General features: G+C 57.8%; 22 protein-coding genes. 4 read left to right on the plus strand and 18 right to left on the minus strand.

Annotated elements, in window-relative coordinates:
- Positions 1–79 precede the first annotated feature (79 nt).
- From LJU29_RS18060 to LJU29_RS18095, 8 genes are all read right to left on the minus strand, one after another.
- On the minus strand, positions 80–3,655 hold the full coding sequence (locus LJU29_RS18060) for a glycosyltransferase (RefSeq protein ID WP_257111015.1): 3,576 nt from the start codon (positions 3,653–3,655) through the stop codon (positions 80–82).
- Between the two features lie 88 nt (positions 3,656–3,743).
- A complete protein-coding gene (locus tag LJU29_RS18065; protein ID WP_257111016.1) occupies positions 3,744–5,336 on the minus strand; it encodes a flagellar hook-associated protein 3 in 1,593 nt (530 codons plus the stop codon).
- A 13-nt stretch (positions 5,337–5,349) separates the two neighbouring features.
- Positions 5,350–7,410 (minus strand): flagellar hook-associated protein FlgK, encoded by a 2,061-nt coding sequence (gene flgK, locus LJU29_RS18070; protein ID WP_057424307.1) that lies wholly within the window; start codon positions 7,408–7,410, stop codon positions 5,350–5,352.
- A gap of 11 nt (positions 7,411–7,421) precedes the next feature.
- Complete coding sequence (gene flgJ, locus LJU29_RS18075) at positions 7,422–8,666, minus strand: flagellar assembly peptidoglycan hydrolase FlgJ (RefSeq protein WP_005754767.1); 1,245 nt, start codon at positions 8,664–8,666, stop codon at positions 7,422–7,424.
- A 10-nt stretch (positions 8,667–8,676) separates the two neighbouring features.
- On the minus strand, positions 8,677–9,786 hold the full coding sequence (locus tag LJU29_RS18080; protein WP_003404340.1) for a flagellar basal body P-ring protein FlgI: 1,110 nt from the start codon (positions 9,784–9,786) through the stop codon (positions 8,677–8,679).
- A 13-nt stretch (positions 9,787–9,799) separates the two neighbouring features.
- Positions 9,800–10,513, minus strand: coding sequence for a flagellar basal body L-ring protein FlgH (flgH, locus tag LJU29_RS18085; protein WP_004658720.1), 714 nt, complete (start codon positions 10,511–10,513; stop codon positions 9,800–9,802).
- A gap of 84 nt (positions 10,514–10,597) precedes the next feature.
- Positions 10,598–11,386 carry a flagellar basal-body rod protein FlgG gene (flgG, locus tag LJU29_RS18090; protein ID WP_002554310.1) on the minus strand — a complete coding sequence of 263 codons (789 nt, stop codon included), beginning with the start codon at positions 11,384–11,386 and terminating at the stop codon, positions 10,598–10,600.
- A 46-nt stretch (positions 11,387–11,432) separates the two neighbouring features.
- Positions 11,433–12,173 (minus strand): flagellar basal body rod protein FlgF, encoded by a 741-nt coding sequence (locus LJU29_RS18095; protein WP_257111017.1) that lies wholly within the window; start codon positions 12,171–12,173, stop codon positions 11,433–11,435.
- Positions 12,174–12,456: 283 nt separating this feature from the next.
- On the opposite strand from LJU29_RS18095, the gene LJU29_RS18100 reads away from it, so the two are divergent.
- Positions 12,457–12,648 (plus strand): hypothetical protein, encoded by a 192-nt coding sequence (locus tag LJU29_RS18100; protein ID WP_005754776.1) that lies wholly within the window; start codon positions 12,457–12,459, stop codon positions 12,646–12,648.
- On the opposite strand, the gene LJU29_RS18105 is transcribed toward LJU29_RS18100, so the two are convergent.
- The 8 genes from LJU29_RS18105 to cynS form a co-directional block, all read right to left on the minus strand.
- Positions 12,649–14,409, minus strand: a complete 1,761-nt coding sequence (locus LJU29_RS18105) for a flagellar hook-basal body complex protein (protein ID WP_257111018.1) — start codon at positions 14,407–14,409, stop codon at positions 12,649–12,651.
- Positions 14,410–14,599: 190 nt separating this feature from the next.
- Positions 14,600–15,925, minus strand: coding sequence for a flagellar hook protein FlgE (flgE, locus tag LJU29_RS18110; RefSeq protein WP_005754780.1), 1,326 nt, complete (start codon positions 15,923–15,925; stop codon positions 14,600–14,602).
- A gap of 25 nt (positions 15,926–15,950) precedes the next feature.
- Positions 15,951–16,637, minus strand: a complete 687-nt coding sequence (flgD, locus tag LJU29_RS18115) for a flagellar hook assembly protein FlgD (RefSeq protein ID WP_002554315.1) — start codon at positions 16,635–16,637, stop codon at positions 15,951–15,953.
- A 15-nt stretch (positions 16,638–16,652) separates the two neighbouring features.
- Positions 16,653–17,093, minus strand: coding sequence for a flagellar basal body rod protein FlgC (gene flgC, locus LJU29_RS18120; protein WP_002554316.1), 441 nt, complete (start codon positions 17,091–17,093; stop codon positions 16,653–16,655).
- Between the two features lie 3 nt (positions 17,094–17,096).
- Positions 17,097–17,504 carry a flagellar basal body rod protein FlgB gene (flgB, locus tag LJU29_RS18125; protein WP_003370068.1) on the minus strand — a complete coding sequence of 136 codons (408 nt, stop codon included), beginning with the start codon at positions 17,502–17,504 and terminating at the stop codon, positions 17,097–17,099.
- Entirely contained in the window at positions 17,485–17,724 is a 240-nt protein-coding gene (locus tag LJU29_RS18130) for a hypothetical protein (protein ID WP_221033945.1), read from the minus strand. The genes flgB and LJU29_RS18130 overlap by 20 nt, the downstream gene beginning before the upstream one ends.
- 59 nt (positions 17,725–17,783) lie before the next feature.
- A complete protein-coding gene (locus tag LJU29_RS18135; RefSeq protein WP_003370064.1) occupies positions 17,784–18,257 on the minus strand; it encodes a nuclear transport factor 2 family protein in 474 nt (157 codons plus the stop codon).
- A 10-nt stretch (positions 18,258–18,267) separates the two neighbouring features.
- Complete coding sequence (gene cynS / locus LJU29_RS18140) at positions 18,268–18,735, minus strand: cyanase (RefSeq protein WP_054995769.1); 468 nt, start codon at positions 18,733–18,735, stop codon at positions 18,268–18,270.
- Positions 18,736–18,808: 73 nt separating this feature from the next.
- On the opposite strand from cynS, the gene cynR reads away from it, so the two are divergent.
- Entirely contained in the window at positions 18,809–19,711 is a 903-nt protein-coding gene (cynR, locus tag LJU29_RS18145) for a transcriptional regulator CynR (protein WP_005747420.1), read from the plus strand.
- A gap of 103 nt (positions 19,712–19,814) precedes the next feature.
- On the opposite strand, the gene cheR is transcribed toward cynR, so the two are convergent.
- Positions 19,815–20,642: a protein-glutamate O-methyltransferase CheR gene (cheR, locus tag LJU29_RS18150; RefSeq protein WP_004658712.1), complete on the minus strand. Its 828-nt coding sequence runs from the start codon at positions 20,640–20,642 to the stop codon at positions 19,815–19,817.
- A 51-nt stretch (positions 20,643–20,693) separates the two neighbouring features.
- Positions 20,694–21,620 (minus strand): chemotaxis protein CheV, encoded by a 927-nt coding sequence (locus tag LJU29_RS18155; RefSeq protein WP_002554322.1) that lies wholly within the window; start codon positions 21,618–21,620, stop codon positions 20,694–20,696.
- A 78-nt stretch (positions 21,621–21,698) separates the two neighbouring features.
- On the opposite strand from LJU29_RS18155, the gene flgA reads away from it, so the two are divergent.
- Together flgA and flgM are read left to right on the plus strand one after the other, a co-directional pair.
- Entirely contained in the window at positions 21,699–22,457 is a 759-nt protein-coding gene (gene flgA / locus LJU29_RS18160) for a flagellar basal body P-ring formation chaperone FlgA (RefSeq protein WP_044299339.1), read from the plus strand.
- Between the two features lie 160 nt (positions 22,458–22,617).
- The gene (gene flgM, locus LJU29_RS18165) at positions 22,618–22,932 is read left to right on the plus strand and encodes a flagellar biosynthesis anti-sigma factor FlgM (protein ID WP_004664423.1); all 315 of its coding nucleotides are present in this window, start codon (positions 22,618–22,620) and stop codon (positions 22,930–22,932) included.

Genomic DNA, 22,932 nt, shown 5'->3' on the forward strand with positions numbered 1-22,932 from the left:
AACCAAAAGACCCGGTCAACGCAAGAGCGAACAACACAGCCCCAGCCATAAGTGACTGGAGCGCATTAAACAGGTCGGGTCAGTCGGGCAACCAGCCGTTAGCCCAATATTGCAGGTTTTCTCCGCGCAACATGAAATCGCGCAAGACGGTTTCGCGCAATTCGTCGCCCATACGATAGCTCGCATTGGGGTCTGACAGGTGCATGCGAATCGCCTGCAACCATTCTTCGGAGCTGTTGGTGTAGACCCGCGTAGCCGGCAAATGCCCGCGGTACGCCTCGGTGTCCGAACAGATGACCGGGTAGCCGCACGCACCGTACTCCAGCAGCCGCAGATTGCTCTTGCAGTCATTGAAGATATGAAATTCCAGCGGTGCCAGGGCCAGATCAAGGTTCAGGCTGGCCAGTTTGGCCGGGTAGGTTTGCAGGCTTACAGCTGTGTGATACTCATGAATGTAAGGCTTGAGCAAGTCCGGGCACATGCCGAAGAACACCCATTCGACCTCATCGGCCAGTTCACGCACGACATCGACAATCAATTCCAGGTCGCCCCGATGACTGGTCCCGCCGCCCCAGCCGATGCGCGGCTTGCCGGAGGTGCGACGCTGGCTTTTGAGGCTGCTCCACAAGTGCGTCGCCAACATGTTCGGTACGACACGAATATCGCTGTGCATGCTCGACAGCACCTGAGCCAGTGGCTGGGTAGACACTACCACTCGGTCGCACAGGCCTATGCCCTTGCGCAGCATCTCGGCAATGTTGTCGGGCATGCTGCGCCTGTGCTCGTTGCGCTCGGGCACATCGATGATGTAGTCATCCAGTTCAAAAATGCGCATGGCACTGGAGTAATTCTTGGCCAGAACGATATCCTTGATCTTGGGTTCTGAATAACGCCCTTGAAAAACGATGACGTCCGGACGCTGGCGCTCGATCTCGACGGGCGTAGTCGACTCATAGGACATTCGGCCTACCACTCGCCCGGCTGCCATCAACTCAAGCAAGGGTTGGCTGACACGGTAGTGGCCTACCGCCGACGAGTTGACCAGCATGCCCAGAATCGAAGGCAGATGGCGGGTGCAGAACGGTTCCCAGCCCATTTGCAGACCTGGGTCAAGATCGAACGCCTGCACTTCATTGAGCTGAAGACTGGGGTTATAGGCCGGGTCCCGAGCCATTTTCGGCAGCCATTTTTCAAAGAACGATTGCTGCTCTTTATCCAGCGCCTGACGAGACGTTTCAGAACGCTCGGCGGCGGCAGGCTCGGCCAATACCAGAGACGAATCGGGTGTGCCGACAATCAGGTAGCCGTCACGCCCGACCCGCATGCACAGGTCCAGATCCTGCAGCCCCTGAGTGAAGGTTGCTGCTTCCATGCCGCCTGCGTGGTCGAACACTTCCTTGCGGACCATCAGGCAATTGCCACTGACCGCGCTCCAGTTCTGTGTCAACTGCAAGCGCTGCATGTAGCTGCTTGAGCCTGTCGGATAATTGATGAAGGGCCGACCCGCCAGCCCGTCCATGCCCATCACCATCCCTGCATAGAGAATATTGCCCTGAGGGGTGAGGATTCGTGGACCGACGATACCGACTTCGGGGCGCTGAGCATGATTGAGCAGGCCTTGCAGCCAGTCAGCCTGATGCAGCACGGCATGCGGGCTGAGCATAAGCAGATAATCGCCGTTGGCGTGCCGGGCGGCAAGGTTCTGGGCGCTGGCTTCGCTGCCGGGCTCGGTCAGCGCATAAATGCGCAGCTTGTCGCTGCCCAGCTCACTCATCGCGGCAAACCAGGCGCGGGTATCGGCGCTCTCGCTGGCATTATCGACGATCAGCACTTCAAAATAAGGGTAAGTCGTGTTGCTGAGCAGGCTTTCTACACAGCGCTCCAGGGCTGCCAGTTGATCCCGGGTGGTAATGATCACCGATACCAGCGGGCTTGTAGCATGCCGGTACTCGATCCGGTTCAGCAGTGGCAACTGATCATGGTGGATGACGTGCTCTCGGCCAATGCGCGAAAGATGGGCCGATACGACCGACTCGTTATGCTCGATCACCTGAGGCAGCGAAAGCCATTCAGCGTAGGTCAGGGTCGATTCAACCTGAACCTCAGCGATGTGTTCCACAGCCTGAGGCCCGACGCCTTCCACCAGGCGCCAGATGAAATCGTGCGGTGCCAGCTCGCCGTGCACAGGGTCGAAGCCGCCTGTGTCCAGCAGCTTGCGGCGCTGGAACGCCAGCGTGCGGCCAACGTAAGGATAGGCCCGCATCAGGTCCAGGTTGAAATCAGGCTTGAAGATCGGCTCGCTGGATTTTCCATCGACCAGCGCGCCTTCGTCGCTGTAAATGCACAACAGGCCCTCGCTTTGCGCGACTCGCTCTGCCAGCACCAGCAGTGACGGCTGAGTCAGCCGGTCACCGGCACGCAGCAGATAAACCCAATCGGCGTTCTCCAACAGCGGCAGCACTTCATTTAGTTGGCGCGCCCAATCTGGCTGCAACGAGAAACGCAGCACCTGCGGATCGTCAACATCGGCATTGGTCAACACAACCACTGAGTCAGCGGCGTAATCCTGCTCGGCAATGCTGCGCAGGGTGATATCCAGCCCTTCGGCATCGCCAAACGGGTCAACGACCACCGGAACGATGCGCGGCTGCCATGTCCAGTGTCCGATGCGTTTCTCGATCAGTTTTCTCTGCGGGGCGGTAAATTGCCGACACGACAGCCATTCAGTGTAGAGCTCGGCGTAGGTTTCGCTCTTGCTGCCCACCCTGCTGTGCATGCCCCCCTGACGACTGGCCATTATCCCGTAAAGGCCGACCTCGTCCCACTCGCGGGGCTGCTCCAGCGCCTTGCGCAAGGGCAAAAAGCGCACCCAGCCCTGGGCCGGGGCCTGCTCACCGCTACGTGCCTTGAGCATTTCGCTCAGCCAGCCCCATTCAGTGGCGGCCTTTTGAATCACGTCGGGCTGGCCGCTGAAACGATCCGGGTGCCGGCGCTCGACGTTTTGAATAGTGTGCAGCGCGACCAGATTGCCACGGCGCAACAGACATATGAACAGCGCAAAATCCAGCAGCGCGATAAACCCCTGTCCCGACTGGGCAATCGAAGGCAGGTACTCCATAACATCGGCACGGCGCATCAGAGCAGCACTGAACCCACCCAGATAATTGCGTGGCGTACGCTCGAAAATCGCCAGCATGTCCTCGCCTTTGAACACGGCGTCGTAGGGCACGAGCCCGACGTTTTCCAGACGGGGTGGCAATACGTAGTCATCGATGTCGACCAGATGTCGTCGGCCAACGACCAGACTCACGTCTTCATAGGCATCCAGAACGCCTGCCTGGTTAGCGATGAAGTACGGAAAGAGTCGGTCGTCGTCACACAGAAACTTGATGTATTCGCCGCGTGATTCTTCAAGGCACTTCAGCAGGTTGCCCTGAAACCCCAGCCGCTGCGGGTTGCGCACGTAACGCGCGAGGTTGCCGGATGCGGGCACCAGTTCGTCGAAAACGGCCTTGATTTCATCGGTGCGGCAATCGTCGCAGACAATGATTTCCAGGTTGTCGTAAACCTGATTCAAGGCACTTTGTAGCGCGGCGCGGAAGAACCGGGGATTGAGGGCGGGAATGACGATACTGACGAGGGGGACTGAATTCACTATTGCAGACTCGCGAGCGGCGGGAAGCTACCGGTCAAGTAACCTCCCTCACCGCTGAAATAAAGACGGCGGATGCTCAATGCCAGGGTTACAGCTGGCTGAACAGGTTCAGCTTGGACAACTGGACGAATACCTGCTGAGAGGCATCCAGCATAGTCTTCTGCAACGTCAATCGGGTGGTGGCCTCAACGATATCGGCGTTGACGTAGGTGCCTTGCTCAACTGTGTTGTTACCCTTGAGCAAATCGTTGGTCGTGCCCTGCGCCGTCGCAGCCAATTGCCGTGCGCCGCCGGCGGAGCGCGCTGTGGACGCCTGGTCGATGCTGCTGGCAATGTTGCCAAGCGCCGAGCCCAATGCGGCATCAAGCTTTTGCGAGGCAACCAGATTGCCGTCAGTGGGTGTCGACAACGCCTTGATCGCTGCGGTCAGCGTATTGAGGATGTTCTCGGTCTGGTGCGTGCCGGACTCCACGACAAACTGGTCACCGGCTGCTGGCGTACCGCTGACCGTAAAATTGACGCCCGACGCATTAGCCGTCGAACCGGTCAACGTGCCACTCGACACCGGCTTGCTGCTGCTGGTGACGGGCGACGCATACAGGTCGTAGGCAGTGGCACTGGTGAACTTGAGAATCGCACCATTGGGCGGAAAGGTGTTGTTGAACGCCGTGCGGTCAGCCGTTGTATTGCCTACTGCCGAACTGCTGATAGTAGCGGCCGACGTGTTACCCGGGCTGCGCGACGCCGAAACCGTGTCCGGCGTCGAGGCCAGTTCATAGCTGCGATTGGTCAGTGCAGTAGCGGCCGTTGCAGGTGTGGCAGATTCGGCAGCTGACAGGTTGATGTTCATGGTCAGCTCGACACCGCGGAAGGTGAAGGTCTGATCAGCGAACGAGCCATAGCTGAATTTACCGGCAGTTGACGCATCGGTCGTGACATCGGTGCCGCTGGCATCGGTAATCTTGAACTGCGTGCCACTGAGGAACGTCATGGTGTACGGTTCGCCAGCCTGATAGCCCGAGCTGTAGGCGCTGGTGGACGTCACCTGACCGCCAGTCAGGCCGACCTTGCCGTCGTCGGTCGCAGGCGAAAGCAGCGTCGACGACGTACGGGTAGTGTTGACGGCTTGCTCGAACGCTTCATAGCCTGTGGTGTTGCTCGGCAAAACCAGGCCATCACCAATCGCCAGATTGACGCTGGTCTGGTCCCCGCTGTAGCTGTAAGTGCCATCGGCATTCTGCGCGTACGGCGGCGCCGAAGACTTGGACCCGGCAAAAATATACTGGCCGTTGGAGTCCTGGCTGTTCATCAAGCCGAGAAGCTGGCTCTGATACTGCTTGAGTTCAGCAGCCTTGGCCAGGCGGTCGGAATCGGTGTAGGCACCGTTGCCTGCCGACACGATCACTTCACGGGCCGTCTGCATCGTATCGACGATGCTGGTCAGCGCGGTCTCGGAATTGACGATGTTGGTATTGATCGTGCCGATGTTCGACGCGTACTGGGTCAGCATGGAGTTCTGCTGAGCCAGTTGCAGGACACGTGCAGCGCCTACCGGATCATCGCTGGCGGTATTGAGTTTGATGCCGCTGGAGACCTCTTCACTGGTCTTGAGCACATTCGAATAAGTACGCTGATAGTTGGTGTTGGTGGATTCGTAGAACTGGGTAGTTGAGATCCGCATGGTTCACGACTCCTTAAAGGCTGTTGATCAGCGTGCTGAAAATGGTTTGGGCCGCCTTGATGATCTGCGAAGAGGCGGTGTAGTACTGCTGATACTTGATCAGGTTGGCCGCTTCTTCATCAAGCGACACGCCGGAGACCGAATCACGCGCCGATTTGGCCTGTGCAACGACGGCAGCGCTGGCGGTGACATCGCTCTTGCCCTGCCCTGCCAGCGTACCGACCACCGAGACCAGATCGGCGTAAGCGCCGGACAGGCTGGTGCCCACGCCGCCGTTGGTGACGCCGACAGTCTTGGCCGTCTGCAACCCTACTACTGCCAGCGCGTTGCGGTTGTCCGAAGAGCCGGCACCCGTCAGGCCGATGCTGAACGTGTCATTGACCAACGGCGAACCGGAGAGGGTCATCTGCACTTCGAATGCCGTCTTGCCGGCTGGCGTGGTGGTGTTGTCGGTGTAACCGATGCTCAGCTTTATGGCGTTGCTCTGGCCCTGAATGATCGTGCCACTTACCGCGCTGCCATTCTGGTCGAGCACGGGCGCACCACTGGCATTGATCAGCGTGTAGCTCTGCACACCGGTACTGCTGACCGCGCCCATCACCAGCTTCATCGGCGCGGAGTCTTTGATCGCGTTACGCAGGTCAGACGTCTGAACGCTGTTATAGATGTCCGATTTGGTATTGAGCACTGGCTGCGTGAATCCACCTGTACCCGAGTTGCTGGCCCCGGCAGTAGCGGTCAATGGCGCGGCGGCTGCAATGTCCTTGGGATCGGTCAACACCACCGAGATACCCGAGGCGCCGTTGCGTGTCGCAGTGACCTTGAAAACGTCGCCAGCAGCCAGCGCATTGCCATTGAGGCTGACACTGAAGCCATCGAACTGTTTAGGCGGGTTGTCAGTCAGCGCACCGGTGCCGACGCTTTCGCCGTTGGGCAGGCGACGAACCGTGAAGTTGGAGGCGTCGCTGAAGGTGACTTCATAATCGTCGGCGGTCAGTTTGCTGGTATCGCCAATGGTCACGTCCAGGTTGCCGGAACCGGCACTGTTGGTGGTCTTGCCGGTACTGCGCTGCGAAATGGCGTCGGCACTGTTGATGTTGGAATACAGGCTGGAACCGAAGTTGCCTTTGCTGTCGATGCCCTGGCTCATCTGGCTGTTGACCTGATCGGCCAGCACCATCGCGGCACGGCCAAGCTCATTGGTCGCAGGCACCAGCACGTCCGAGCGATAGCGCAGCAGACCGCCAATCGAGCCACCGCTGATCACCGAGGTGACGTCAGTCTTGGTCTGGCCGTAAGCGATTTGTACGTTGTACTGCAGAGGATCGGCAGGGCTCGGGGTCGCCGACATGGTGTACGACGTGCCACCGCTGACCAGCGATTGGCCGGTGCCGGTGTAGATATCGTAGTTGCCGTTGTTCTCGATTACTTTGACACCCACCAGCCCGTTGAGCTGGCGCACAGTCTCATTGCGCGAATCGAGCAGCGAGTTGGGCGTAGTGTTACCAGCCCCTGCCTGAGTGATCTGCTTGTTCAGGCTTGCCAGGGTCGTGGTCAGCTCGTTGACCTGTTTGGTGAAGGTGGTGAGCTGGGCATTGACGTTGTCATTCTGCGACGACAACTGTGAAGCGACCGAATTGAAGCGTGAGCTCAACGCAGAAGCCTGAGTCAGAAATGCCGAACGGTCCGACGACTGAGTAGCGTTGGTGGCAATACCCTGCATCTTGGTGAAAAAGTCAGCCAGCTGCGTGGACACGCCAGTGGCGCTATCGGACAGCAGCGTATCGGTCTTGCTGGCCTGGCCGGAGTACGCAACCGCGTCGGCGCTCAGGGCAGTACTGGTTTGCAATTGGGCATCAAGGTAGCTGTTGTAGATACGACGCACGTCGGACAGCGTCGTACCGGTGCCTATGTAACCGACACCCAGGCCGATATTGATCTGTGCCGAAGCCGTGGTCATTACCTGCTGACGCGAGTAACCGGCGGTATCCACGTTGGCCGTGTTGTTACCGATGGTGTTGATCGCGGCACTGCTGGCATTGATACCTGAGAGCCCAATTGAAATCAGCGACATGATTCAAAACCTTATAAAGTCGTGGAAGAGCCCGATGCAGCAGCGTAAGTCTGGTAACTCTTCATCTGCTTCGCGATCTGCGAAATCTTGCTGGCATAGTCCGGGTCAGTGGCGTAACCGGCCTTCTGCAATTCTTTTACAAACTGTTCCGGTTTATCGGCCGAATTGACCACTTCTTTATACCGATTGTTGTTCTGCAGCAGGCTGACCAGGTCATGGAAGCTGTCGGCGTAGGAATCGTAGGAACGGAAATCCGCGGTTTCCTTGACCATCTTGCCGTCACGGAACTCGCTGGTAATGGCGCGCGCTTCAGCGCCTTTCCAGCTACCCGCTGCCTTGATACCGAACAGGTTGTGACTGCTGCTGCCATCCTGCTGACGCATGATCGACTTGCCCCAGCCGGTTTCCAGCGCAGCCTGCGCCACCAGCATCACTGGATCGACGCCGATGCGTGCGGCTGCTTCCTTGGCCAGCGGCAGCATGGTCTCGACAAACTGATCGGCGTTGCTGAATGCGCGCTTGGCCGGTGCCAGCGGTGGCTGGGCCATGGAACGCACGTACTCAGGCGCGGGTGCCAGGTTGGGGTCGAGCGTCCAGTCACCGTTGTTGCCGTTGCTGCTGGCCGTTGCGCGAGCAGGCACCGGGCTATTGCTGACGGCGGCTGTGGCGGAAGGCACGATGCCGGCCAGCAATCGGTCGGTGAGTTTGGTTGGCAACGACAGACGACGCGAGTTGAGCGCCGCCATGTCATTGCGTCCATCACCGGATGCCGAAACTGCCGCAGCCGCCTGATCTGCCGCCGCCGAGCGCGTGGCCCACAGCGGACGCTGATAGACACTGGTCGCCAGCCCGGTTTTGGCCGGGGTTGCATCGGTGGTCGTTGCAGGCGTGGCCGTCGTATCGGTCGGTGCTGCGTGCTGAATACCCTTGTCCTTGGACAGTTGACGCATCAACACGTCCTGCAAACCGATGCCGTTGCCACGGGTGGACAGGGTGACCGCCAATTGCTGGTCATACATGTCCTGATACTGGCGCGTCGCCGGGGTGTTCATCGGGTTGTCCTTGGCCAGCACTTCGTTGGCCGAGCGCATGGCCTTGAGCATCTGGCTGACGAACAGCGACTCGAACTCGCGGGCCACCTTCTTCTGGTTTTCCACACTGTCCTTGTCGCCATGCTTCAGCGACGCCAGACGGTTGACGTCGGTGTAGGCACCCGAATCGACCGCCGACGAAATTCCGCTCTTGGGCATATCCATGCTCGAGTCCTCAGATAACTATCAGGTCGGCTTGCAACGCGCCGGCCTGCTTAAGGGCTTCGAGAATGGCCATCAGGTCACCGGGCGCAGCGCCCACCTGATTGACCGCACGAACAATCTCGTCCAGCGTGGTGCCTGGGCCGAATTTGAACATCGGGTGCAGTTCCTGCTGGGCATTGACCCGCGAACGCGGCACGACCGCCGTCTGCCCACCGGACAAGGCGCCCGGCTGGCTGACAATCGGGTCTTCGGTGATGGTCACGGTCAGGCTGCCGTGCGTTACCGCAGCAGGCGAAACCTTGACGTTCTGACCGATCACGATAGTGCCGGTCCGCGAATTGATGATGACCTTGGCAGCGGTCTGGCCCGGATCGACTTCCAGGTTTTCCAGAATCGACAGGTAGTCGACACGCTGGCCCGGATCAAGCGGCGCGGTCACACGTACCGAGCCACCGTCCAGCGCCTGAGCAACACCAGGACCAAGCAGCTCATTGATCTTGTCCACAATCCGCTTGGCAGTGGTGAAGTCGGACCGGTTCAGGTTAAGGGTCAGGGTATTACCCTGATTGAAGCCGCTCGGCACCGAGCGCTCGACCGACGCACCACCGGGAATACGGCCCGACGACGGAACGTTGACAGTGATTTTCGAACCGTCACGGCCTTCCGCGTCAAAACCGCCGACCACCAGGTTGCCCTGTGCGATGGCGTAGACATTGCCATCGACACCCTTCATCGGCGTCATCAACAGCGCACCACCGCGCAGGCTCTTGGAGTTACCGATCGAGGAAACGGTGATATCGACCGTCTGACCCGGCTTGGCGAACGCTGGCAGATCCGCGTACACAGCAACTGCTGCAACGTTTTTCAACTGCACAGTGCCGGAACCGGACGGCACCTTGATGCCGAACTGCGACAGCATGTTATTGAACGTCTGCAGGGTGAACGGAGTCTGGGTGGTCTGGTCGCCCGTACCATTGAGACCCACGACCAGACCGTAACCGATCAACTGGTTGGCCCGCACGCCGGAGATGCTTGCGATGTCCTTCAGACGCTCGGCGTGAACGCCGAACGCTGTGGACAACAACAAGGTCGCCGCTATCAGTTGCTTGAGCTTGATCATGTTTATCCCGCTATCAGAAAGGGAACAACGGGCTGAGGAAGAACCGGTCGAACCAGCCTGGCTGGCTGGTATCGGCAAAGGCTCCAGTCCCCGAATAGGTAATACGTGCATCGGCAATACGGGTGGACGACACGGTGTTGTCGGTGGCGATGTCATCAGCCCGAACCAGCCCGGCAATCCGCACCAGCTCGTCACCGGTATTGAGGGTCATCCACTTCTCGCCACGCACCGCAAGAATGCCGTTGGGCAAAACATCCGCCACAGTCACAGTGACCGAACCGGTCAGGCTGTTGCTCTGTGCGGCCTTGCCATCGCCCTTGGTAGTACGAGCGCCGTTGTAGCCTGCGTTGAGGCTCAAGTCATTGCCACCAATCGGGTTGTTGGTGGTCAGGCCCGAACCGAACAGCGAGGTAAGACCAATACTGTTGGTGCTGTCCTTGGTCATCGCCGAAGTGGCCGCCTTGCTGGCTGCCATACGCTCGGAAAGCGTGATGGTGATGATGTCGCCGATACGGAAAGCCTTGCGGTCGCCGTACAGGTTCTGCTCGAAACCGGCCTGATAGATGGCACCATTGTTGGCAGCGGCCGACATGGGTGTACGCGGCAACACCGGAGCGTAATAAGGGTCATTGGGCTTGGCCGTCGGCGCAACACAGCCAGACAGCAGGGTGATCCCGCACAATGAAGCGATCAACACTGAAAAACGCGGAACACTAATGCGGTTCATGACACTTGAAACCTCGCGGTGTAACAGGCGCTTATCGGGCGCCCTATCGGATTGAGCAGTTTTACGAGCAACAACATCAAACACTTACAGGTTCTGAGTCAGGTTCTGCAGCATCTGGTCGGCGGTCGAGATCACTTTGGAGTTCATCTCGTAAGCACGCTGGGTGGTGATCATGTTGACCAGTTCTTCAACTGTGCTGACGTTGGAGTTTTCCAGGGTGTTCTGCAGGGTCGGCCCCAGGCCGTTGAGGCCAGGCGTGCCGATCTGCGGCGCGCCGCTTGAACCGGTTTCCAGATAAAGGTTGCCGCCGATGGCCTGCAGGCCGGCCGGGTTGATGAAGTCAGCGGTCTGGATGTTGCCGATGATCTGCGGTGTGGCGGTTGCACCGGCCAGGGTGACGGAAACAGTACCGTCCTGACCGACAGTGAAGGTCTGGGCGTTCTGTGGAACGACAATCGCAGGCTCAAGAGCGTAGCCGTTGGCAGTCACGATCTGGCCGTTGGCGTCCAGGTGAAAAGTACCGTCGCGGCTGTAGGCAACAGTGCCGTCCGGCTGGGTCACCTGAAAGAAACCACGACCGTTGACCGCCAGGTCCAGCGGGTTGTTGGTGGTCTGCAGGCTACCGGCTGTGAAGTTCTTCTGCGTACCGACAATGCGCACACCGGTACCCAATTGCAGACCGGATGGCAGCTCGCTGTCCTGAGTGGACTGGGCACCCGGCTGGCGTTTGATCTGGTACAGCAGGTCCTGAAACTCGGCACGGTCACTCTTGAAACCTGTGGTCGAAACGTTCGCCAGGTTGTTGGAGATGGTGGTCAGGTTGGTGTCCTGAGCGGCAAGACCGGTTTTAGCGACGTATAGTGCAGGAAGCATGTGTGTTCTCCTCAAGCGCCGGTTTGTCGGCGCAAGCTGTCATTGATTAGCCAAGTTGCAAGACGCGAGCCATCGACTGATCGTCTTCTTCGGCGGTCTTCATCATCTTGACGTGCAATTCGAATTGACGGGACAAGGCCAGTACCGAGGTCATTTCCTCGACCGCATTGACGTTACTCGCCTGCAGAAAGCCGGATTCGACCTGAACGGTGGCATCTGCGTCGGCAGGCCGACCGGTCTTGGTGTGGATCAGGCCATCGGGGCCTTTTTCCATGGTCTTGAGGTCAGGCTTGACCAGCTTGATACGGTCGACCTGCGCCATCACCTGTGGGCTTTCGCCCAGTGAGCGAATGCTGATTGTGCCGTCGGCACCGATCTCGATCTGCTGCTGAGGCGGCACGGCAATCGGACCGCCATTGCCCATTACCGGCAAACCGCTGCCGTCGCGCAACACACCCAGAGCATCGATGTTCATGCCGGAGCTGCGGGTGTAGGCTTCGCCACCATCAGGGGTCTGCACTGCAATCCAGCCATCACCTTTGACGGCGATGTCCAGTTCACGGCCGGTCTCGACCATGGCACCGGCGGAAAAGTCGGTCCCCGGACGTTCGCTCATCGCATAGGCACGCGACGGAATGACCTCGCCAAACACCGGCATCGAGCGGGCCTGTTCAAGGTCACGCATGAAACCGTTGGTTGATACGTTTGCCAGGTTGTTGGCGTGAGCCTTCTGCGCGATTGCGTTTTCGGATGCACCGCTCATTGCGACGTAAAGCAACTTGTCCACAGTCTTCCTCCTCCGACAGACGCTTGCCGCCTGTAGCTGTTCTGAAAGGGTTAAAGCAATTTTTGAACCAACTTGTCAGGCTCGATACAAATGCCTGATTAACCAGCAAAAACCGGCATTCGATGAGGCCCTTCGGGCAAAGCGCCACCCAATAGCGGCGGAGGACTGCCGCCTGCCGATCATCAAGCAGCGAGCACCGCCAAAAAAACTTCATTGGTATGGGCTGACAAGCGGATCGACAGTGATAATCTTGCCGACACCACAGCCCTGAACGGGAACCCTCATGCTTTTTCGTGCATGCATTGCCGGCATCGCCAGCGCGAGCCTGATGACCCTCGCCCTCCTCGCCCAGGCCGCCCCCGCCCACTATTACAAATGGCAGGGCGACAGCCGGATTGTCTGCGCCCAGACCAGCCCCGGGCCTGGCTGGACACGGCTGAAAGGTCACTTCATCAAATCCGACTGCTCAATCTGATCAGGTCGACTGAATCAGCGTCTGCATCACGGTCGCCTCTGTCGATATAGCTTTGGAGTTGGCCTGATAAGCCGTCTGCGCCTGGATGAGAGCAATCAGCTCATCAGCCAGGACGACATTGGCCCCCTCCAGCCCGTCGCCAATGAGGCTGCCCAGCGTGCCGACACCCGGCACATCGTAATCGGCAACGCCAGAGTCGGCGGATTCGGTCCAGCGCGTATCACTGCGCACCTGCAACCCCTGCGGATTGGCGAAGCTGGCGAGTATCACCTGACCGATATTCTTGTTCATGCCATTGGTAAACCCGGCACGCAGGATGCCATCGCGCCCCACGCTCAAGCTGCTCAACTGCCCCGCCGCGTGGCCATCAACATGGGTGGAAGAACGCGAACTGGCGGCGTTGTGCTGCAGCAGGTTGTTGAAGTCGATCGTAATGCCCTTCGCACTGCCAGCCGCACCGTTGGGCACCCATTTTTCTGGCCCTGTGACCCGCTCGGCAGGCATGGCCGGTGTCCAGCCGGTTAGTTGCAGACCGTTGCTATGGGTACTCGCAAAACCAGGGCCGCCGGTCAATGACTGTACCCAGCCGCCAGAATCAAACACGATGTTTGCCGTCAGCGGGTCGGTGGAATCAGGCATCTGCGGGTTGCGGCCATCAATCAGCGCATGAATGCGCCAGCTGTTGGTGCCGTCCTTCACGAAATACTGCTTCAGCTCGTGCTGATTGCCCTGGCTGTCGAAAATCGCATTGGCAAACATATCGCTGTACGTCTTCAGGTCCGATGGATCGAACGCCGGAACCGGGCGATCCATCAACGCATCACCAGGGTCAAGCATGCTGATCGATCCATTATTCAACGGCAGCGACACTGTGCCGCCATTGGCAGCGCCGTTACTGACCCAGGCACCACCGACCTCTTCAGCCGGCCGCCAGCCTTGCAGGGCAAATTCGGTGTCCGAGATTTTACGAAGGTGCTGGCTATTACCACTGTATGACAACGATCCGTTTGGCCTTTGCTCAAGGGTGACGTGCAACGGCGCCACGCTGTTCGGATCCACCGGATTGCGCCCATCGATCAGCACATACATGGACCACTGACTGTCGCCGGTCTTGACGAAGTACTGCTTGAGTTCATGATCCGCCGCAGGCAAAGCAGTAGCCCCTGCTCCAGACCCCGCGTCCTGAATGGTACGACCAACGGCCCGCGTGTAGGTCGCAGGATCGGCCGGATCGAAGACCGGCAAACGCGCGAGCGAAGGCAGCGAGGCGTCCAGGTTGATGTTCTCGGCAACCCGCGTGGTAGCTCTGGCAGACACATTCGACGTGTCAATCTGCAAGTCGGTACGCAATCCCCGTTTGATCTCGCCCTGCTCGTTTGCCGCATAGCCTTGCAATCGTCCACCCTCGCTGTCGACAACGAAGTTCGCCGCGTCCTTGAGGAACGCTCCGGCACGGGTATAGGCAAGAGACCCACCGTCACTCACCACAAAAAAGCCGTTGCCCTGAATACGCATGTCGAGCGGATTACCCGACGTGGTCATGCTTTCTCCCTGATTGAAGTTTTGCTGCATTGAAGCAAGACGTACGCCATCACCTACAGCATTGCGACCACTGCCCAACTGGCTGGCTGAATACAGCGCCGAGAACTGCGCACGCGACGACTTGAACCCGATAGTGCCGGAGTTGGCAATATTGTTACCGGCCACCTCCAGCCTTTTGTTCGCGGCATGAATGCCGCTAATCGCGGTATTGAACGACATGAAAACTCCTTTACCCCAAAGGGCAACTCATAGAGGAGTTTTGATTCTCACATCATCGCGCGTAGGAGATTTCCAAGTACATTGACTGAACTTTCTGCAAGTTTAATTAAACTCGAGCGTGCATCACTTTGTAAAAAACAACCAAAATAAAGCCCCTTCGAAAAGGGGCTTTATTTAACGCTCTACACTATCAAGTCATCTGAATAGTGGTTTGCATGATGGTGCTTTGAGTGGAGATAGTCTTGGCGTTCGCCTGGTAGTTGCTCTGCGCCTTGATCAGGTTGACCAGCTCCATGGTCAGATCGACGTTGGACTCTTCCAGCGCCTGACCAGTGATGTAGCCGAGGGTGCCCGATTGCGGCGTGCCGCTGACCGGTACGCCCGAAGCGAAGGTTTCACGCCAGTTGGTGCCACCTGCCTGCGCCAGGCCTTGCACGTTGGCAAAGTTGGTGAGCGAGGTTTGCCCGATCACTTGGGATTTGCCGTTGGTGTAGGTCGCGAACAGGTTGCCGGTCGCATCAACGCTCATCGCGCTGAGCTGGCCAGTGGCGTAACCGTCCTGGTCCTGAGTGATCAGGCCCGACACCGACGCGGTCTGGGTAATACCGGCCATGTTCAGTTTGATAGAGGCACCCGTAGCACCGTTCGCGCCCCAGCTGGTGGTCGTGCCGGTGCCGGATTGCACACCTGGTACCCAGTTGGCGACAGTAAAGGTGCCATCAGTGTTGAACTTGATGTTCGCACTGTCGGTCGGTACGGTGCCCGGCGCTGCGACGACCAGATTACCCGAGGAGTCGAATGTCAGGTCGTTCTTGTCGGCCGTAGTAGTGGTCGGGTTGGAAATGCTGCGACCGTCCATCAGCGAGTACATGGACCAGGTGTTGGTGCCGGTCTTGACGAAATACTGATCCAGCGTATGCGCATTACCCTGAGTGTCATAGGTCGGCGTGCTGTACTTCATGTTGTACGACTTGGTGTCAGTCGCGTCGAACGTAGTGAGCGACGGCAAGGCAGTGGTCGAATTCAGGTTGGCAACGTTGGTAATGGCGGTGGTTGCCTTGGGCTGAAGGTTGGACGAATCCACCCGCAGGTCGCTCAGTGCACCGGTTACCACACTGCCGTTGGCATCAACGTTGTAACCCTGCAACTTCATACCGCCGCTGTTGACGACGTAGCCTTCCTTGTCGGTGTGGAATGCACCGGCACGGGTGTACAGCTTCTCGCCGTTATTGCTGAGCATGAAGAAACCGTTGCCGTTGATGGCAAGGTCGAGGCTGTTGGCAGTACCGGTAGTCAGGTTGCCCTGCGTGAACTGCTGGGAAACCGCTGCGGTTGTTACGCCGCTGCCCACATTGGTCTGGCCGGAAGTGCCGCGAATCGATTGAGCGTATTGATCGGCAAACTCCGCGCGCGAAGATTTGAAGCCAGTGGTCGCAACGTTGGCAATGTTGTTGCCGGTAACGTCGAGACTTTTGTTTGCAGCATAGAGCCCACTAAGGCCGATATTGAAAGACATGTTTCACTCCTGCGCCTGGTAGGCTCTACAATCCGATGGTTTGAACTTTGGACAGGGCAACACTGCCGCTGGCCAGATTGAGCATTGTTTCTGCACCATTCACACCCAACGTGACGCTGTTGACCGTGGCAGGCAGGTAAGTCGAAAGCTGTGTGTTCTTGCCGTCAACCGAGCCTTCAGCCTTGAAGGTATAGTTGCCCGACGCAAGCGCTGTACCGTCGCTGTCCGTACCGTCCCAGGAAAAGCTGGTGGTGCCGACTTTCTGCGCGCCCAGCTCGACGGTGTCGACCAGATTCGATTGCGAATCGTAAACCTTGATACTTGTCGCCGTAGTGGCGCTCGGAATAACGATCGAACCGGTCATACCCTTGGTGGTATCCACGGTGGTGGAGCTCGAATCGATGATCACCGAGCGACCTACCAGCGACGATGCCTGCAACGCCTGGGACGACTTGTAACTGGTTGCAATCGTGTCAACCGTCGACGTCAGGTTCTGCATGCTTTCAAGGCTGCTGAACTGCGCCAGTTGGGCCACGAACTGAGTGTTGTCCTGTGGGTCCAGCGGGTTCTGGTTCTTCATCTGCGTCACGAGCAGCTGCAGGAACGCGTCCTTGCCCAGCGTACCGGTGGAATTCGTCGCGGTCGGCGTCGGATTCTGCAGTGTGTTCAAGAACGTCGATGAGACGCTGCTTGCTGTGGTGTTATCAGCCATAACGTTCGCCTTCTATCACTGACCGAGGGTCAGAACCTTCTGCATCATGGATTTAGCGGTGTTCATGATTTCGGCGTTGGTCTGGAAAGACCGGCTGGCAGAAATCATGTCGGCCATTTCTTCCACGACATTGACGTTGGGGTAGTAGACATACCCGTCCTTGTCAGCGGAAGGATGATTGGGCTCGTAACGTGCTTCCAGATTCGAGCTGTCTTCGATGATGCCGTTGACCTGAACGCCCTGCCCGGCTTCCCCCTGATCCTGGAACAACGAACCGCCTGTGGACTGCTGACCCTGCATCACGGTTGCAAACACCGGGTGACGGGCGCGGTAGGTCTGGTCCATGCTCGAAGACACGGTCTCGGCGTTGGCGATGTTACTGGCCGTAGTGTTCAGACGCGTGGTCTGGGCACTCATGGCGCTACCGGCAATGTTGAACACATTGGCTAGTGACATGAATTATTCTCCGCGAAGGGCTGCAACCAGCCCTTTGAACTTGCTGTTGAGCAATGTGAAGCTGGCTTGAAAGCCCATGGCGTTCTCGGTGTAGCTGGCCTGCTCGACCTGGGAATCGACGGTGTTCTGGTCCAGCGAAGGCTGGGACGGGGTGCGATACATCAGCGTCCCGTCATCATTGCCCATGCCTTCGGCTTCGATATGGCGGCTGTTGGTCTTGTTCAGCGCGAAATGACCGTTCTGCACCTTGTCGTTTTCGGCAGCCAGCACCGACGAGAAGTCCAGATCGCGAGCCTTGAAGTTCGGGGTATCGGCGTTGGAGATGTTGTTGGCCAACACCTCTGCACGCTGAGCCCGGAAGTTCAGAGCCTTTTCATGTATGCCTAGCGCTTTATCGAAGCTGATGCTCATTTCGGGAAACCTTTGCCGGTTGACCTGATTCTGTTGTTACTGACAAAGCAATCAGCGTGCCATGTTGCAAAAGCCAATGATTGCGGGGGCCGCAGCCAGCGGCGAGGCGGCGATGCCAGAAAAGCGGCAAGGCATTTCCGCTGTGGGAGAAGAAAGCGGCAAGAGGGGTGCCGTTTTTTTGCCAGTATCGGCTTGCCGCCTGACAATGGCGGCACTTCATTACTGCCTCATTCGGACACCCAATAAAAAAGAGACCCGAAGGTCTCTTTGACGACTGAATCAGAGGCCAAGCTCACTCAACCCAGGGTGGTCATCAGGTCGGCGCCCCAGTGGCCAATGGTATTTGCGCTCGGACTCGGCGATCGGCAAATCGTTGATGCAGGCAAAGCGCCGCTGCATGAGGCCGTTTGCAGCGAACTCCCAGTTTTCGTTGCCATACGAACGGAACCAGTTGCCAGAGTCGTCATGCCATTCATAGGCATAGCGCACGGCAATGCGGTTATCGGTAAATGCCCAGAGCTCCTTGATCAGCCGATAGTCCAGTTCCTTGCGCCACTTGCGTTCCAGAAAGGCCTGAGCCTCTGCGCGGCCATTGATGAACTCGCTGCGGTTACGCCAGTAGGTGTCTTCGGTGTAGGCCAGCGCAACTTTAGCCGCATCGCGAGAGTTCCAGCCATCCTCGGCGCCACGGACCTTCTGAACAGCCGTCTCCAGGGTGAAGGGTGGAAATGGCGGTCTTCCTTTATCACTCATCTCAGCGTCCTCAGAACGGTTTGTAGGGCAGAAATTTTCCATCAAGGGTTATCACGGCTCGCTCACCCCCTTCCGGATCTTCGACTTTCTTGATGTCGAGCTTGAAGTTGATTGCGCTGATGATGCCGTCGCCGAACTGCTCATGCACCAATGCCTTCAGCGTAGTGCCGTAAACCTGAACCATTTCGTGGAAGCGATAGATCGTCGGGTCATTGGAAACGTCCTCGACATTGCCGCGCAACGGGATGGTTTGCAGTTCGGCGACCGCATCCCTGTCCAGCCCGAGACGCTCGGCGACCACTTCGGCCACCGCTTCCGGCAATGGGTGCTGACCGAGCAATGCAGCCGTGACATACACCACGCTCAACCCCGTACCCTCTGCAAGCCCTGCCCACGTCAGGTTCTTTGCGGTCTTGGCCTGCAGCACACGTTCAGTCAGATTCTGGCGCGGCGCTCTGGAAATGTTGCTGTGCGGCATAGGTAACCCTCCGGAATGAATGCACATCAATCACAGCATCAGCAACTATCATCATAAGATCCAAGACTGATTTATGATCATCGCCATAATCCTGCCTTATGGTGATGCCGTGCTGTTACGCCATATACGTTATTTGCTGGTGGTCGCCGACCACGGCAATTTCACCCGGGCGGCCGAGGCCCTGCATGTCTCGCAACCGGCGTTATCGCAACAGATCAGGCAACTGGAAAGCAGCCTGGGTGTACAACTGTTCGACCGCACCCGCCGCAGCGTCGTGCCGACCGATGCTGGCCGCGTGTATCTGGACCACGCGCGTCGCTGCCTGCTTGAGCTGGAGGCCGGGAAGCGTGCGCTCAACGATGTCAGCGATCTGTCACGCGGACAATTGCGCCTCGGCGTCACGCCAACCTTCAGTGAATACCTGATAGCGCCGTTGATCGACCGCTTCAACGCGCTGTACCCCGGCGTGGCGATAATCCTCACAGAGCTGCCTCTGGAGCAGATTACCGAGGCATTGATCAATGACGCGCTCGATCTGGCCATTGGTTTTGCCGGCAGTCATGCTGTCGAGATAGACAGCCAGCCTCTGTTCGATGAACAACTGTGCCTGGTCATGGCAAAACCTGCCCCCGATAAGCAGACCGCGCTGACACTTGAGGACCTGCAAACGCTTCGCTTTGCCTTGCTCGCCCCCGGATTCGCCACTCGCCAGCTGCTGGATGCCTGGTGCCAGACGCAGAATTTCAAGCCTGCGGTCAACCTGGAGGCGAACTCGATCGCCATTTTGCTCAAGGTTGTTGCCCAGGGGCGTATGGCAACCATTCTTCCCGATGCCATCGTTCGCGAGCAGCCCGGGTTGCGCGAAGTTCAGACGATCCCTGCCCTGCCTGGGCGGACGGTTGCGCTGCTGCTGCGTAAAAACGGCTACCAGAGCGCCGCCGCCAACGCTTTTGCCAAACTGGTGAGTGATATCTGAACGTAAACATGAAACCGATAGGCAAACGAAAAACTGCTGTTGTCTGCCCATGAAAAAAGAGACCCGAAGGTCTCTTTGTTCATGGCAAGCAACTGACAGACCGTCACTTGGCTTTGTAGATAATCCCCGGGCTGCACTGAACCATCTGGTAATGATCCGGCAGACCATTAAGCGCTTCGGAGGCACCCAGAAACAGGTAGCCACCTGGCTTGAGCGTGCCGTGGATGCGCAGCAGGATGTCTTTCTTCACTTCGGCGGAGAAGTAGATGAGTACGTTGCGGCAGAACACGATGTCGAACTTGCCCAGCGCAGCGTAGCTGTCGAGCAGGTTGAACGAGCGGAACTCCACACGGCTCTTGATCGGCGTTTTGACGACCCAGCGACCCGGACTTTTCACGTCAAAAAAGCGCTGTAGGCGATCCGGCGACAAGCCGCGGCCGATAGCCAGGCTGTCGTACTCGCCAGTCTTGCAGTTGTTGAGCATTGCACCAGACAAATCGGTGGCAACAATCTGCACGCCCGATTTGAGCTGGCCCTGATTGGCGCGCTCGAACTCATCGATCGACATCGACAGTGAGTACGGTTCCTGGCCCGATGAGCAGGCCGCCGACCAGATGCGCAGTCGCTGACCAGGGCTGGCCTTGATCTGCTCGGGCAGCACTTTGTTCTTCAGCACTTCGAACGGATAGGTATCGCGAAACCACAGGGTTTCGTTGGTGGTCATCGCATCGACAACCTGTTCGCGCAACCCACTGCGCGGCTGGGTCTGGATGCGCTGAACCAACTCGCCAAGCGACTTGATGCTTTGCTGCTCCATCAGTTTGTTGAGGCGGCTGGACACCAGATACTGCTTGTTTTCCCCAAGCAAGATGCCACAGGCTTTTTCCAGAAATACCCGGAACTGATCAAAATCCAAATTACCCGTAGACAAGGTGCCGCCTCTCAAATCATGTGAATCACCGGGGACGACGCCCCCGGCTGGTTATTCTGCTGCCTTGATCCGCGCAACGACCCTGGCCGCAAGATCATCAGGCCGGAATTTCGCGAGAAAATCATCAGCGCCGACTTTCTTGACCATCGCCTGGTTGAATACCCCGGACAGAGAGGTATGCAAGGTGATGTGCATCTTCTGCATACGCGGGTCATTGCGTATCGCAGCTGTAAGGGTATAGCCATCCATCTCCGGCATTTCAATGTCGGAGATCATCATCAGAAACTCTTCTTCCGGTTTTTTACCCTCTTCGACCATTTTGCGCAGGTAATCCAGCGCTTGACGGCCATCGTTCAGGGCAACCACTTCCACACCGACGGTTTCCAGGCAGCGGCTGACCTGCTTGCGGGCTACCGACGAGTCATCGACCGTCAGGACACGCAGCGAAATCGCCTTGTGCTGAACCTCGGCATCGATCACACCGACTGACACTTCTTCGGAAATAGGTGCGACTTCGGCAAGAATCTTCTCGACGTCGATAATTTCCACCAACTGATTATCAACCCGGGTGACGGCGGTCAGGTAATGATCGCGCCCGGTCCCCTTGGGTGGTGGATGAATCTCTTCCCAGTTCATGTTGACGATGCGTTCTACAGAATGCACCAGAAACCCCTGAACCTTGGTGTTGTACTCAGTAATGATGACGAAGGAATTGACCAACGAAATCATGCCCGTGGAACCCGTCGCCATCGCCAGATCCATGATCGGGATCGTACCGCCACGAATATTGGCCACACCCCGGACGATCTTGCTCGATTTGGGCATGATGGTGAGTTTCGGGCATTGCAGTACTTCTTTTACCTTGAAGACGTTGATCCCATAGAGCTGCTTGCCGTCGAGACGGAACAAGAGCAGCTCCAGGCGATTCTGACCCACCAGCTGAGTTCGCTGGTTTACCGAATCCATTACACCTGCCATGCCGAACCCCCTTACCAAAATGACCGCCGCCCAGACACCAGATCAACAAGCGGCACGGGCTTTGCTATTTATTACCTCATGAACGCAAAGACGACAATTTCTCGACACCTCGCATTAGAAACCCGCAGGCTTCTGTGCGCAATCGCTCTGCTGTGCCTTTGTGGCACGGTGAGCCTCGCTCGCGCAGAGAATTTCACACTGCCTGAACAGCTTATCGGCGTCACCCAAGGGTTTCTTGAGTTCACAGTAGAAGACTATTTGGCAACCAACCAGATTGACGGGCGTCATGACATACAGGTCAAGCAGCTCGACCCGCGTTTACGGATGGGTGCCTGTGACAAGGATTTGACAGCCACACTGGAAAGCCCGCGCCCGGTCGGCCGGGTTACGGTGCGGGTACGCTGCGAAGGTTCTTCGCCCTGGACAGTGTTTGTGCCAGCCCAGGTGCTGCTGTATCGCAACGTCGTAACCGTGATGCGCCCGTTAAAACGCGACGCCATCGTTACTGAACAAGACGTTGCGCTACGTGAGCGCGACGTGAGCAGCCTGGGCCAGGGATTCCTGGCCTCCCTTGATCAGGCAGTCGGTCAGAAGGTTGTCCGACAAATGGTCATCGACCAGGTCGTTACCCCGGTGGCGCTGGAACAGCCACAAATGATTCACAAGGGCGACCAGGTGGTCATCATCGCCCGCAGCGGTTCGCTGGCGGTGCGCATGCCCGGCGAAGCGATGTCCGACGGTGGTTTCAACGAACAGATACGGGTGAAAAACCTTAATTCCCAGCGGGTGATCAAAGCGAATGTCACCGGCCCAGGGCAGGTGGAAGTGGCCATGTAATGCATTGATGCTGGCGCAGAGGGTGTGTTTTTTTAGACTGCGGGGAATATCCGACGGTGAAAAGCGTCTATTGGGAAGCTTTCTCACAATCGGCCTAAAGTTTGATAGGGGTTGGCCGAAAACAAGGCAAGCGTCCAAACACCCAGAGGTTTTTTCAATCATGGTCATAGATTTCAGTCGCCTTAACAATTCACAGTCTGTTGCCGGTACAACACGTACCAGTGCCAGTAAAGACACCGTCAAAACCGATGCGACAGCTCCTGCAGCCACCGCAGGTATCAAAAGCACCGGGGAAACTTTTTCTTTGAGCAGTGAGGCTCAACAGTTGCAGAAAATCACGGACAAGCTGACCGATCTGCCAACCGTCAATAGTGCTCGCGTTGCCGAGCTCAAGCAGGCCATCGCCGACGGTAGTTACACAGTGGACAGCAACCGTGTCGCCAGCAAGCTGTTGAATTTCGAAACCCAACGCTAA

The sequence above is a fragment of the Pseudomonas ficuserectae genome, from assembly GCF_024584585.1.
GTDB lineage: Bacteria > Pseudomonadota > Gammaproteobacteria > Pseudomonadales > Pseudomonadaceae > Aquipseudomonas > Aquipseudomonas amygdali.